14 protein-coding genes and 1 tRNA gene are annotated in these 12,639 nt (G+C 71.2%); 6 read left to right on the top strand and 9 right to left on the bottom strand.

Features of this window, described 5'->3' with window-relative positions; genetic code table 11:
* Positions 1-60: 60 nt before the first annotated feature.
* Both ACODT5_RS31865 and ACODT5_RS31870 read right to left on the bottom strand, forming a co-directional pair.
* Positions 61-627 (bottom strand): GPR1/FUN34/YaaH family transporter, encoded by a 567-nt coding sequence (locus ACODT5_RS31865; protein ID WP_388505055.1) that lies wholly within the window; start codon positions 625-627, stop codon positions 61-63.
* A 99-nt stretch (positions 628-726) separates the two neighbouring features.
* Positions 727-1,257 carry a universal stress protein gene (locus ACODT5_RS31870; RefSeq protein ID WP_214951587.1) on the bottom strand — a complete coding sequence of 177 codons (531 nt, stop codon included), beginning with the start codon at positions 1,255-1,257 and terminating at the stop codon, positions 727-729.
* 448 nt (positions 1,258-1,705) lie between these two features.
* On the opposite strand from ACODT5_RS31870, the gene ACODT5_RS31875 reads away from it, so the two are divergent.
* The 4 genes from ACODT5_RS31875 (at position 1,706) to ACODT5_RS31890 (ending at position 4,453) form a co-directional block, all read left to right on the top strand.
* On the top strand, positions 1,706-2,053 hold the full coding sequence (locus ACODT5_RS31875; protein WP_422522591.1) for a hypothetical protein: 348 nt from the start codon (positions 1,706-1,708) through the stop codon (positions 2,051-2,053).
* Between the two features lie 376 nt (positions 2,054-2,429).
* On the top strand, positions 2,430-3,599 hold the full coding sequence (locus ACODT5_RS31880) for a helix-turn-helix domain-containing protein (protein ID WP_422522592.1): 1,170 nt from the start codon (positions 2,430-2,432) through the stop codon (positions 3,597-3,599).
* 82 nt (positions 3,600-3,681) lie between these two features.
* Positions 3,682-4,284: an oligoribonuclease gene (orn, locus tag ACODT5_RS31885; protein WP_266877785.1), complete on the top strand. Its 603-nt coding sequence runs from the start codon at positions 3,682-3,684 to the stop codon at positions 4,282-4,284.
* A gap of 96 nt (positions 4,285-4,380) precedes the next feature.
* Positions 4,381-4,453, top strand: a tRNA-His gene (locus ACODT5_RS31890).
* A gap of 49 nt (positions 4,454-4,502) precedes the next feature.
* Here the strand turns inward: ACODT5_RS31890 and ACODT5_RS31895 are convergent.
* On the bottom strand, positions 4,503-6,224 hold the full coding sequence (locus ACODT5_RS31895; RefSeq protein ID WP_422522593.1) for an FG-GAP repeat domain-containing protein: 1,722 nt from the start codon (positions 6,222-6,224) through the stop codon (positions 4,503-4,505).
* Between the two features lie 80 nt (positions 6,225-6,304).
* Positions 6,305-7,171 carry an NAD(P)H-binding protein gene (locus tag ACODT5_RS31900; RefSeq protein WP_422522594.1) on the bottom strand — a complete coding sequence of 289 codons (867 nt, stop codon included), beginning with the start codon at positions 7,169-7,171 and terminating at the stop codon, positions 6,305-6,307.
* Between the two features lie 102 nt (positions 7,172-7,273).
* Here ACODT5_RS31900 and ACODT5_RS31905 point away from each other — a divergent pair, with 102 nt between their 5' ends.
* Both ACODT5_RS31905 and ACODT5_RS31910 read left to right on the top strand, forming a co-directional pair.
* A complete protein-coding gene (locus tag ACODT5_RS31905; protein ID WP_422522595.1) occupies positions 7,274-7,774 on the top strand; it encodes a MarR family winged helix-turn-helix transcriptional regulator in 501 nt (166 codons plus the stop codon).
* Positions 7,775-7,875: 101 nt separating this feature from the next.
* Positions 7,876-9,162, top strand: coding sequence for an MFS transporter (locus ACODT5_RS31910; protein ID WP_422522596.1), 1,287 nt, complete (start codon positions 7,876-7,878; stop codon positions 9,160-9,162).
* On the opposite strand, the gene ACODT5_RS31915 is transcribed toward ACODT5_RS31910, so the two are convergent.
* The 5 genes from ACODT5_RS31915 to ACODT5_RS31935 all read right to left on the bottom strand — a co-directional run bounded on the left by ACODT5_RS31915 (position 9,080) and on the right by ACODT5_RS31935 (position 12,632).
* Positions 9,080-9,379 (bottom strand): hypothetical protein, encoded by a 300-nt coding sequence (locus ACODT5_RS31915; protein ID WP_422522597.1) that lies wholly within the window; start codon positions 9,377-9,379, stop codon positions 9,080-9,082. The two genes, ACODT5_RS31910 and ACODT5_RS31915, sit on opposite strands and share 83 nt — an antisense overlap.
* A gap of 79 nt (positions 9,380-9,458) precedes the next feature.
* On the bottom strand, positions 9,459-10,133 hold the full coding sequence (locus ACODT5_RS31920) for an NADPH-dependent F420 reductase (RefSeq protein WP_422522598.1): 675 nt from the start codon (positions 10,131-10,133) through the stop codon (positions 9,459-9,461).
* Between the two features lie 160 nt (positions 10,134-10,293).
* Positions 10,294-10,935 carry a disulfide bond formation protein B gene (locus ACODT5_RS31925; protein ID WP_422522599.1) on the bottom strand — a complete coding sequence of 214 codons (642 nt, stop codon included), beginning with the start codon at positions 10,933-10,935 and terminating at the stop codon, positions 10,294-10,296.
* Between the two features lie 11 nt (positions 10,936-10,946).
* Positions 10,947-11,111: a DUF5993 family protein gene (locus ACODT5_RS31930; RefSeq protein WP_250741276.1), complete on the bottom strand. Its 165-nt coding sequence runs from the start codon at positions 11,109-11,111 to the stop codon at positions 10,947-10,949.
* Between the two features lie 144 nt (positions 11,112-11,255).
* Complete coding sequence (locus ACODT5_RS31935; RefSeq protein WP_422522600.1) at positions 11,256-12,632, bottom strand: sensor histidine kinase; 1,377 nt, start codon at positions 12,630-12,632, stop codon at positions 11,256-11,258.
* Positions 12,633-12,639: the final 7 nt, after the last annotated feature.

The following is a 12,639-nucleotide window of genomic DNA, read 5'->3' on the forward strand; positions in this document are numbered from 1 at the left end:
CTTTTCGTGTGCGTGTGTGCGTGATGCGTGTGGTGCGCGATGCGTGTGGTGCGGGGTCCGTCAGCTCGCGGCGACCGCGCCGCGCGAACCCTTCCCGAAGGCCATCGGCCAGCTCGCCAGCGCCGCGGTGGCCCCGTACCAGGCCAGCAGTCCGGAGAGCGCCGCCACCCAGCCGGCCGCCTTGGCCAGCCCGTCGCTCTCGGCGAAGGTGCCTATCGCCAGGAGCAGCAGGGAGAGGGTGAACAGGCCGTACACGCCCTGACCGAACAGTCCGCCCGAGGCCGCGGCGGTGAGGGTCAGTGCCAGCATGGCGAACAGCACGAGGAACATTCCGGCCGCGTCTGCCGAAACCTTTCCGTCGGCCCCGTTGGCCCAGATGAACCAGAAGGTGCCGAGGCCCGCGAAGGCCGTGCCGTTGAAGCCGTTGCCGCCGCGGTACTCGAGGACTCCGAGGACGAACAGCGCGAGGCCGCCGAGGTACATGGCGAGCGACACGGAGTTGGCCGCGGTGACACCGTCGATGATGCCGGTGGTCCCGATACCGAACGCGAGAAGGGTGAGACCCAGGGCGATGTGCCCGAGGGTCGAAGTCGAGGCCGTGCTTCCCGCAGAGACACCATTGTCCACGGCGGGCTCCCTTCGATCTGCAGTTGTTTGCTGCGTCCCAGCAGTCTTTATCTACCCCTTACATGGGGGTGCACAACCGCACAATCGACATACAGTCGGTTACGGGATGACAACGACCGGTCGCTGCGCCCGCTTCGCTAGCCGGCCCGCCACCGAGCCGAAGATCCGGCCGACGATGCCGTGCGTGGAGCCGACCACGATGGCGTCCGCCGAGTACTCCCGGCCGACCTCCTCCAGCTCGTGGCAGATGTCCCCGCCCCGCTCGACGAGGATCCACGGAACCTCGGAGAGGTAGTCCGCGCAGGCCAGCTCCAGCCCCAGCACCTCGGTGCGGTGGTCCGGCACGTCCACGAAGACCGGCGGCTCACAGCCGGCCCACACGGTGGTGGGCAGCCGGTTCGCGACGTGGACGATGATCAGACCGGAGCCTGAGCGACGGGCCATCCCGATCGCGTACGCGAGGGCGCGCTCACTGGACGTGGATCCGTCGAAGCCCACCACGACCCCGTGCCGGAAGGCCGGGTCGCAGGGATGGCGTGGTTGTTCCACCGCGCGCAGGTCGGCCGATTCGGGATCGGCGAGGCGTTTGCGCTTACGGTCCGCGGGTTCGGAGAATTCGTGACCGGCCATGGGTGTCTCGGCGAAGAGGTCCTCAGGGGAAGGGACAAGGGGACGGGGCGCCAATAGGCGGAAGCGACGATTCAAGCGGGACGATTCCAGAAAACGACAACTCAGTGTGACCGAGCTCTGTCCGGGAAGCATCTTCCCAAGCCCATACCCACCAGGGTACGGCGACACTCCTGTGCTGCACAGGTCATGCCGCCCTTGGAGAGCGTCCCAGGGAGCATGCCGCAGCAGCGCCTCCTTGGCAATGTCCGCTGCCCCCTACAGCCAGTGACGGGGAGCACCCCATCGGGTGTGCGCCACCCGTGCGCGCAGTGACCGAGCCGCGCCGCACGCCGTTGGACAGGAGTCCGACCGTCCAGGAAGAGCCCGCAGGGAGCACGCCGTGCCCGGTCGTCCGGTTCACCCCGTCCAGCCCGCTCAGTCGCCCGCTCAGCCGACACAGTCCGTCCACATGCCGCCCCCGCCCCTTCACTCGTCCGTGCCGGCCGCTCGGCGGCCCCAGGAGGACCCCGCGGGTGACGTGGTGCGCTGGGCGGCCTTCAGCTGCCTTCTCGTCCCCGTGGTCCTCGTCGTCTACGGGACCTCCTTCGGCGGGGCCGCCGTCGCCACCCTGGGCCTCGCGGCCGTCACGGCGGCCTGCCGGGCCCTGCTGCGCCACTCCGAGCGGACGGAGCGGAATGCCGCCCGGGTCCTCGCAGAGGACCGATTGACGCCCGCGCACCGGGGCCGGCACTCGCGCGCGGGGGCCGCAAGCCAGCGCGGATGTCAGGTTTCCCCTGGGATGTCCCCCCAGGACTGACTTATTCGCACATCCACACCCGCATGTTTTCAGCCAACTTCCCGGCAGGTCACCCCCCTTGCCGGAATGTCCCCCCGACCCCCTCACCATCAGCGACTACACCGCCACAGGGGGTCTTTGACCCTACGAGTACTGGCCATGGCCGGACAGTGCGCTTTCCACCCGGGTAGCGGAGTGGAACGCTTCCTGATCGAATGCTTTTCGCCAAGTTGCCAAGTCGACATAGCGCTGCGTGCTGAACTTGTCACGCCGACACCACGGGACGCAGTAGATTCGATCATGTATTTACGGCGGGGGAGCCACGTGCAAGGCCGAGGGGATACGTGCAGGTGCGACCAGACCAAGGAGTCGCGACACCCAAGGGGGGCTTAGCGCCATGAGCCAGGATTCCACCGCCGTCGTCGTAGACGGCAGGAAGCTCGCGGGGCGTCGCCGCAGGGAGATCGTCGCGGTGCTGCTCTTCAGCGGCGGACCGATCTTCGAGAGCTCCATTCCACTTTCCGTGTTCGGCATTGACCGGCAGGACGCGGGAGTTCCACGCTACCGATTGCTCGTGTGTGCCGGTGAGGACGGTCCGCTGCGGACCACCGGCGGACTCGAGCTGACCGCGCCATACGGGTTGGAGGCGATCGCCCGGGCAGGCACGGTCGTCGTTCCCGCGTGGCGTTCCATCACCTCCCCGCCGCCGCCGGAGGCGCTCGAAGCGCTGCGTCTGGCGCACGAGGAGGGGGCCCGGATCGTCGGACTGTGCACGGGGGCATTCGTGCTTGCCGCCGCCGGTCTGCTGGACGGCCGGCCCGCGACGACGCACTGGATGTACGCGCCGACGCTTGCCAAGCGCTACCCGTCCGTCCACGTCGATCCGCGCGAGCTGTTCGTCGACGACGGCGACGTGCTGACGTCCGCGGGCACCGCGGCCGGAATCGACCTGTGCCTGCACATCGTGCGCACGGACCACGGCAGCGAGGCGGCGGGAGCACTGGCCCGCAGGCTCGTCGTCCCGCCGCGCCGCACGGGTGGCCAGGAACGCTACCTCGACCGGTCGCTGCCGGAGGAGATCGGCGCCGACCCGCTGGCCGAGGTCGTCGCCTGGGCGCTGGAGCACCTCCACGAGCAGTTCGACGTGGAGACGCTGGCGGCGCGCGCCTACATGAGCAGGCGCACGTTCGACCGGCGGTTCCGCTCGCTCACCGGCAGCGCGCCGCTGCAGTGGCTGATCACCCAGCGGGTGCTCCAGGCGCAGCGGCTGCTGGAGACCTCCGACTACTCGGTCGACGAGGTCGCCGGACGCTGCGGGTTCCGCTCGCCGGTCGCGCTGCGCGGGCACTTCCGCCGCCAGTTGGGGTCCTCCCCCGCGGCCTACCGCTCCGCCTACCGGGCCCGCCGCCCGCAGGCGGACGTGGTCCAGGTGGCTCAGCTGTCGGATTCGCCGGTCCCGCACCAGCGCACTCCGCAGCCCCAGCGGGCGGCCGCGGCCCTGGCCGCGGCCGGTCCCACGGTGACGGAGCTGTACGCCCCGGGCCGGGTGCTGCGCGAGCACGCGTAACGAGGTCCCTGGAAGGTCCCTCGCATCAGTGGTCACCTCGGTGGTCACCGTTGCGGGGGACCTTCCGCATAAGGTGGGGCGCATGAACGATCGCATGGTGTGGATCGACTGCGAGATGACCGGGCTCTCGTTGACGGACGACGCACTTATCGAGGTGGCCGCACTGGTCACCGACTCGGAGCTCAACGTGCTCGGCGAAGGCGTGGACATTGTGATCCGCCCGCCGGACGCGGCCCTGGAAACCATGCCCGACGTGGTGCGCGAGATGCACACCTCGTCCGGCCTGCTCGACGAGCTGGCCGGCGGGACCACCCTCGCGGATGCGGAGGCCCAGGTCCTGGCCTACGTACGGGAACACGTGAAGGAACCCCGCAAGGCCCCGCTCTGCGGAAACACGGTCGGCACCGACCGCGGCTTCCTGCTGCGCGACATGGCCGCGCTGGAGGGGTACCTGCACTACCGGATCGTGGACGTGTCCTCGATCAAGGAGCTGGCACGCCGCTGGTACCCGCGCGCCTACTTCAACAGCCCGCCGAAGAACGGCAACCACCGGGCGCTCGCGGACATCAAGGAGTCCATCGCCGAGCTGCGCTACTACCGGGAGGCCGTCTTCGTACCGCAGCCCGGTCCGGACTCGGACACGGCGCGCACCATCGCCGCCAAGCACGTCGTCCCCGGCGCCTAGCACCCACCGGAGAGGGGTGCGGGGAAAGGAGGGAGCGAGCACCCTCCCGGACCCTGTACCCTTTTCTTCGGCCGGTCGGTTTTCCGACCGGACATGGTGGGTGTAGCTCAGTTGGTAGAGCACCTGGTTGTGGTCCAGGTGGCCGCGGGTTCAAGTCCCGTCACTCACCCTGTGGGAAGGCCCCGATCCGCGAGAGCGGATCGGGGCCTTCCGCGTTCTCAGAACAGCAGGTTGTAGCTACCGAAGCCGGTACCGAGGACACCGACCTTCACTCGCGAGCCGAACGGCTGCGACGCGACGCCCGTGCCCTTGTAGAGCCACAGGACGCCGGCCTTGTCCCGGGCCACCATGTCGGCCTTGCCGTCGGACGTCAGGTCACCCGGCGCGACGATCGAGTTGTAGATCTGCCAGCCGGTGCCTATCTGCTGCCGGCTCGCCAGCGGGCTCGAAGCCGACGCCGTGCCCCGGTACAGCCACAGCTTGCCGTCCTTGTCCCGGGCGACCAGGTCGGCCTTGCCGTCACCGGTCAGATCGACGCCGCCGACGAGCTGGTCGTAGATGTTCCAGCTGCTGCCGATCTTCACCCGGCTCCCGAACGGCGTCGCGTTCAGGCCCGTGCCCGGGTACAGCCACAGGCCGCCCGAGGTGTCCCGCGCCAGCAGGTCCGCCTTCTTGTCGCCGGTCACGTCGGAGACACCAACGAGCGTGTTGTAGATGCTCCAGCCGCCGCCGACCTTGATCCGGTCCTTGAAGATGCCGCCGTCACCCGAGGTCGGGTGGAGCCACAGCACCCCGGCCTTGTCCCGCCCCACCGCACCCCGCCCGGTGCTCTGCACGGTCACCGGCCCCAGCCTGGTCAGCGCGGTGTACTGGTTCCAGTCGAAGCTGCCGCCGACCGGGTCGGTCGGATTGAACGGCTCGGCGGCCTTGCCCGTGCCCCGGTAGTCCCACAGCCAGCCCTCGGCGTCACGGGCCATGAGCCGGAAGCGCTGGGTCACCGGGGTCGAGCTGGCGACCGCGAAGTCCGACGTCTTCTCCGGATTGCCCGTGCCGAAGGTGTACACCTCATAAGCCGCGCTGACGCGCAGCTTCCAGGCCGGCGCGGTCGCCTGCGCCTTCAGCGTGTAGGTGAGCGTGTAGTCGCCGGGCTTGTTGATGTCACACCCGAGGCCATCGAACTCGCCGACCGTCTGGTAGCAGTCGGCCCCGGCGGCGCCACCGGCGTCGAGACCGGCGACGGTGATCTTCCGCTCGCCCTCGTCCCAGTACCGGAAGCCCGGTGCCGGGGACGCATACAGGCGCAACCGACCCTTGTCGACAGCGTGCAGCTTCACCGTGTGCTTCACCGAACCACCGGCCGGCAGCGTGGGCGTCGACAGCGCGATCGTGTTCTGCGCGACGTGCGCCTGGGACTTCACCGTGACGGTCGCGTGCGCCCGACGGTTACTCATCGGCTGCGACCCCGCGGTCTGCGCCTCCTTGATACCCGCGGTGATGCTGGCCCCACGCGGCACGTAGACGAGTCCGTAGTAGACCGTCGCGCCGTTCACCGTGCTGCTCGCCGCCGATATCTCGGGCGAGGGGAAACTCATGTACTTCAGGTCACACAAGTACACCCCGACCATGCCGGTCTTCGGCGCACACTCGTCCGTCGGATCCACTTTCAGACCCGTCGGCACCCCGCCGCCGGACCAGCCGGCATCCGTGAGCGGCTTCTTGCTCAGCACATAGACGTACGTGCCGTCCGGCTCCCCGTCGTTCTGCCCGCCGGCGCCCTCCGGCGCCAACCAGACCCGGCCCTCGCCGGGCATCAGCACCTTGTCCGAGACTCCGTCGAAGCCGAACGTCGGATCCCCGGCCGCCACGGCCGTGCCCGCACCCGCTATACCGCCGGTGACCAGCAGCGCAACCGCGACACCAGCACCCAAAAGCCTTCGCATGTTCCCCCCTGGGAAATCGATCAATCGGCGGACGCTAGCACGCACCTTTTCCGGCGAGCGCGGTCGGGGGCCCTGAGTCGCTAGCCCCGGAAGGCGTCCGCGTGGTCCGCGCACCACGTCGCGAAGGTGCGCGGCGCGTGGCCGGTGAGGCGTTCGAGGTCGACGGTGAGGTCGACCGGGAGGCCGTCGGAGGCGGCCCAGAAGTCGAGCAGGGCCTCCGCGTACGGCCCCGGTATGTAGCCCTCGACCTCGGACTTCCACTGCTCGCGCGAGACCGCCTCGAAGGGTATGGAGTGTCCGACGGCGTCGCCCAGTATGGCCAGTTGGGCGGCGAAGGTCAGCGTCCGCGGCCCGGTCAGGGTGTACGCGCGACCCCCGAGCGAGGGGTCGGTGAGGACCGCGAACGCGGCTTCGGCGAGGTCGGTCTCGTGGACCGGGTCGCTGTACGCACCCGGGTACGGCAGATGGACCGGGCGGCCCGATTTCATCGGCCAGGCCCAGCCGAAGGCGTTGCTCGCGAAGGATCCGGGGCGCAGGAGCGTCGTCCGCAGCGGGGAGGCGAGGAGGGCCTGCTCCACCGCCAGGTGGGAGGCGGCGAGCGGGCTGTCGGCGGCGTCGGGAGCGAGGACCGAGGAGGAGGAGAGGAGGACGACGTGTTCGACGCCGGCGCTGACGGCCTCCTTCACGAAGGCGTCGATGGCGGCGGCCTCGGCATAGAGGAAGACGGAGCGGATGCCGGCGAGGGCTTCGGGGAAGGTCGTCGGGTCGGTGAGGTCGCAGTGGACGGTGCCGGGTGTGTCCGGCTCTCGGGATCCGAGGCGGTGCGGGACACCGTGGGCGGCGAGGCGGGACGAGAGACCCCGGGCGATGGAGCCGCGGCCACCGGTGACGAGGGTCTGCGGCGCCTGCGGTGCGCTCGACGTGTTCGACATGGACTTGTTCGACATGGCGGATTCCTGCTCTTCCTGTCTTAGACTGAATACGTGACGCAGATTCTGTGTGACGCAACTTCTGCGCCACACAGATAAATTTGGACCCCGGAGAAGCCGATGTCAACCGATTACGCTCGTTCGAGTGATGAGTGGACCCGCGCCGAGCTGCTCGCGCGCATCGTCACCGAGAGCCAGCGGCACTACGCCGACTACTCGCTCTTCAACCAGGCCATGGCCGACCACGTCGGCCTGCACCCCACCGACATGCAGTGCGTCGCCCTCCTCGACATGGAGCCCGACCCGGTCAGCACCGGTGACATCGCCCGCCTCACCGGCCTGACCTCCGGCTCCGCCACCCGCCTCGTGGACCGCATGGTCAAGGCCGGCGTCGTCGAGCGGCACGCCGACCCGAACGACCGCCGCCGCTCCCTCGTCGCCCTCGCCCCCGCCGCCCGCGACCGGATCGGCGCCGCCTGGGAGACGCCCGGCCGTGCCTTCGGCGCCGTACTGCAGGGCTATTCCGACGCCGAACTCGCCGTCATCGCCGACTACCTGCACCGCGCCGCCGAGGTCGGCCGCGCCCAGGCCAAGCGGCTGACCTCCGGGGACACCGAATGAGACGCCTTCCGAACCGGCCGTTCCGGCGCTAGCCTCCCGCCCAACGGGCAACGGCGCGCGCCGGAGAAACGGGAGGGTCGGCGTGCGGCTGGAGGTTGTCCATGCCCACGCAGTCCCCCATGCCCGCCCCCGCCGGTTTCCGCGGCGTGTTCGCCCTCGGCGGCCGGGCCCTGCCCGTCTACGGGTTCCTCGCCCGGCTCCCCGCCGCGCTGTGCCCCATCGGGACCCTGCTGCTCATCAACGAACGCGACGGCATCGGCGACGCCGGGACCATCGCCGCCGCCCTCTGGCTCGGCCAGGCCCTGGGCGGCCCGGTCATCGGCCGGCTCGCCGACCGGCGCGGCCACCGGCCCGTGCTGCTGGTCGCCTGCGCCGCGAACGCCGCCGTGCTCCTCGCCCTCGTCGCCGCCGTCCTCGGCGGGCTGCCGCTCGCCGCGCGCATCGCGCTCGCCGTCGCCGCCGGTCTCACTGCGGCGCAGATCGGGCCGCTGGCCCGGGCCCGGTGGGTACGGCTGGCCGGAGAGGACAAGGCCCTGGTCGGGGCCGCGCTCTCCTTCGACACCACCCTCGACGAGGTCGGCTTCATGGTGGGGCCCGCGCTGGCCGGGATCCTCGCGGTGACCGTCCATCCCGCGTCGGCGCTGCTCCTCGCGGCCGCCCTGGGACTGGTGTTCGGGACGCTCTTCGCCCTGCATCCCACGGCGCCCGGGCCGACGGGACCGGGCTCCGCCGCGCGGGCCGACGTACGACTGTGGTCTCCGGGGCTCGGGCTGCTGTTCGTCGTCGCCGTCCTGCAGGGCGCCGCGTGGAGCGGGGCCAACACCGGGGTCAACGCGCTCGCCGTGGCGGTCGGCTCCCCCGGGGCCGCCGGGCTCGTGTGGGCCGCCATGGCCGTGACCAGCTCGGTCGCCGGCTTCGTGACCGTGGCCCGGCCCGGGACGGCCGGCCTGACCGCCCGGCTGCGCCGGACCATCGCGGTCCAGGCGCTGCTGACGCTTCCGCTGCTCGCCGTCTCCGGCCTGTGGGGCGCCGCCTTCGCCGTCGCCGGCATCGGGCTGGTCGTCGCCCCGCACCTCATCGCCCTGTTCGGCCTCGTGGAACGGGCCGGTCCCGCGCGGCGGATGGGCGAGGCCATGACCCTGGCCGGCAGCGGTCTGATCATCGGCCAGGCACTGGCGGCGGCGGCCTCCGGTCCGCTCGCCGCGGCCTACGGGTACCGGGCGGCCTTCGCCGTCTCGTGCGCGGCCGCGGCCGCCTCCGCGCTGCTGGCGTGGGCAGCCGCCGACCGGGTCCTGGGAGCGGGACTCAGCCCGAGCTCTTCATCGCCGCCAGCCCCTTCGCCAGATCCTCGGCGTTCATCACCGGGCCGACCTCCAGCTCGGCGTTGAACTGGAGGAACAGGTCCTCCATCAGGGGCGGCATCTGGGCGCTGTCCTGGAGGTCGAAGACCATCCAGCAGGACCGGACGCCCTCGTGGAGACCGAAGTAGGCGGCCTCCGGCTTCACGGTGTCCATGAGCTTCTTCATGGCCGCCGGAAGGGCGCCGCTCTTGATGCCCTCGTTCGTCGCCGCCGTGTCCAAGTGGGCCCTGAGCATGACTCTCATGCGCGGCTCCTTTCGTCACGGCCACCTTGAGCGCGGGTGCGGGGGGCGGCAACATCTCCGCCTCCGTCCGGGCGCCGGGCTACTCCGTCCGGTTCACGCCCTGGATGTGGAAGTTGAACTCCGTGTGCCCGAGGGCCCCCATCAGCCGGAGCCAGATCGGCAGCAGCATCTCCGTACCGCGGGCCGTCTCGATGCCGCCCAGGTCGATGACGGTGTGCTCGCGCCAGTCGAAGGAGTACAGGAGCTCCCGTACGGCCTTCTTGGCCCCGGCGTCCTCACCCGAGAGGAACACGGTGTGGTCGCCGGGGACCCTGGCCGGATCGACCATGACCTGGCAGTTCATCGTGTTCAGCGTCTTGACGACGCGCAGCCCCGGGAAGGTCCGCTGGATCAGCTCGCCCAGGCTGTCGCTGTCGACCGGGTCGAGCCCGGGCGGGAACCCGCGGGAGAAGTCCAGCGGGTTCGCGATGTCGATCAGGATCTTGCCGTCCAGGTGCGCGGCGTCCGCCTCCGTCAGCGCGGCCACGCTGACCTGCCCGCCCGTGGCGTTGACGAGCGTCTCGCCGAACCGCGCCGCCTCCGCGAAGGGGGCGAGGCCCGCCGCCGGGTGGGCCTGCTGCCACGCGGCGTACTCGCTGCGTTCGAGCGTGGCCGCGGGGTCCCGCGTGCCGATGACGACCTCGTGGCCGAGGGAGAGCAGCCGGGCGGCCACCGTACGGCCGACGATCCCGGTGCCGAGGACTGCGTAGCGCATGACGGCTTCCCCTCACAAAAGGAAAGAACGGAAGGACAGAGGACAGAAGAACCGAAGGAGCCCACGAGAAGGGCGGCCCCACTCAAGCAGGTCGTACGGATTCCCGCGCGGAAGGCGTCGACTCCGCGCCAACCTCAGCTAGTCCGCAGCTGGTCCTCGGCTAGCCCAGGATCCCCACGTCGTAGAAGAACTGATAGCGCGTCGGGTCGTCCGGCAGGAACCAGTGGAAGCCCTCCTCCAGGAAGACGGCCACGAGGTTCACGGCGAGCACCAGCCCCAGGAACCACAGCGCGACCAGCCCCACCGTGCGGTACGGTCCCGGGTCCTCGGCCGGGACGGCCCGGTCCGCGGTGGCGTGGGCGAAGGCCAGGACGATGCCGACGGCGACGACCGAGGCCTGGAAGAGGATCCACGCCCAGACGTAGAGGTGCAGGCCGAACACCTCGCTCCCGTACCCCTTGTCGCCCGGCAGGACGTGCAGCATCGTCTGCCGCCACGAGGCGAACGAGCCGGCGATCACGGCGACCAGGGACAGGCCCCAGCCCATCATGTAGTCGCGGCCGGTCACCGCCCCGCGCGACAGCGCCGTCCGGACGATGTGGGCCGCCCCCATCGCCGCCATCAGCATGAACATCCGCTGCACGATGCAGAGCGGGCACGGGTACTCCCCCAGCCCGAACTGGTAGAAGAGCCCGCCGCACACCACCCCGGTCCAGCCGATGGCGAAGACGCACGCGAACCAGAACTGGACCCGGCCCAGCAGGCCGCCCTCCAGCTGCGCCTCCGGGAGGAGGCTGGACATCGCGGCCACGGTCAGTAGCTCAAGGTGAGGGCGAGGCTGCTGGTGATGTGGTGCGCCATCAGCAGGATCACGGCGAGGAGCATGAGCCACCAGGCGCCGAGCACCACGAACCGCGGGGCGTCCCGGTACATCGCGATCAGCGTGGCGAGGAGGCCGCCGAAGATGAGGGTGTCCATGGCGCGGACCGTACCGACAGGGGGACATACCGGGCGCGCGGCGCGCCCCCGCCGACCGCAGGGTTACGTCGGTTGCGTCGCCGAAGAGACGACCTGGTTGAGTCGCCGAAGAGACGGCCTGGTTGCGCCGCCGAAGGAGACGGCCTAGCTGCGTCGCCGCTTGCGTCGGCTGCGTCCGGCGCGCCCCGAGTCTCCGCGCGCCCGCCCGTCCAGCGCGATCCACACCCGCACCTCGGTGCCGCCGAGCACCGAGCGCCCCAGCCGCACGTCCCCGCCCGTCGACTCCGCGACCCGCCGGACGATGTCCAGGCCCAGGCCCGTGGACCCGTCGCGGCCGCCGTCGTTGCCGCGCCGCAGGGCCGCGTCCGGATCGGCGATGCCGCCCCCCGCGTCCGAGACGAGCACGATGACCGCGTCCCCGGCGTCGTGGACGTCCACCGCGAAGGGCGTGCCCTCGGGGGTGTGCCGGAACACGTTGCCCAGCATGGCGTCCAGCGCCGCGGCGAGCTCCGGCCGGGCCACGGGGATCCGTACCGTACGGTCGACCCCCGCGAGCCGCACCTCGCGGCCCTCGTCCTCGGCCAGCGCCGACCAGAACCCCATCCGGTCGCGGATCACCTCGGAGGCGTCGCAGCCGGCGCCCGGCCCCTGCGCGGCGGCGGCGGGCCGCTGCTCGCGGGCGGTACGGATGATCGTGTCGACCTCCCGCTCCAGCTGCTCCACGGCCGCCCGGGTCTGCTCCGCCGCCGGGCCGTCGCCGAGCGAGGCGGCGTTGAGCCGCAGCACCGTCAGCGGGGTCCGCAGCCGGTGGGAGAGGTCGGCGGCCAGCTCCCGCTCGTTGGCCAGGAGTTCCACCACCTGGTCCGCCATCGAGTTGAACGCCACGGCCGCCGAGCGCAGTTCCTTCGGCCCCTCCTCGGGGACCCGCGCCCCCAGCCGCCCCTCGCCCAGCCGGTGCGCTGCGTCCGCGAGCCGTTCGGCCGGCCGTACCAGGCGGGCGCCGAGCCGGTCCGCGACCGCCACCGAGCCCACGACCAGGGCGAGGCCGACGCCCGCGAGGACCAGCCAGGCGGTGGCGACGCCGTTGCTGACCTCGCTCTCCGGGACCAGGATCTCCACGACGGCGATGTCCCCGGAGCCGAGGGCCACGGGCTGGAGCAGCGCGGAGCCGCCGCCCGCCACCGGGACGGTCGCGGCCCGCCCGATCCGCCGGGTCTCGGAGACGGCCCGCTCGCCGGCCCAGCCGTCGCCGACGTCCACGCGCGGATCGTCCCCGACGGCGGGCACGTGCACGGCCATCCGCCGGTCGGCGCCCATCTGCGTGGACTCCACGGCCTTGCGCAGCTGCACGGGGTCGGTGGTGATGGACAGCGTCGGCCCGATGGTGGCGGCCTGCCGCTCGGCGTTGGAGAACGCCCGGTCGCTGGCCATCTCCTGGACGACCAGCCCGAGCGGTACGGCGAAGGCCACGACTACCATCACGGTGACCGCGAGGCACACCTTGACCAGCGCCCACCTCACAGCGAGC

The sequence above is a fragment of the Streptomyces tatrensis genome, assembly GCF_049310065.1.
Taxonomy (GTDB): Bacteria; Actinomycetota; Actinomycetes; order Streptomycetales; family Streptomycetaceae; genus Streptomyces.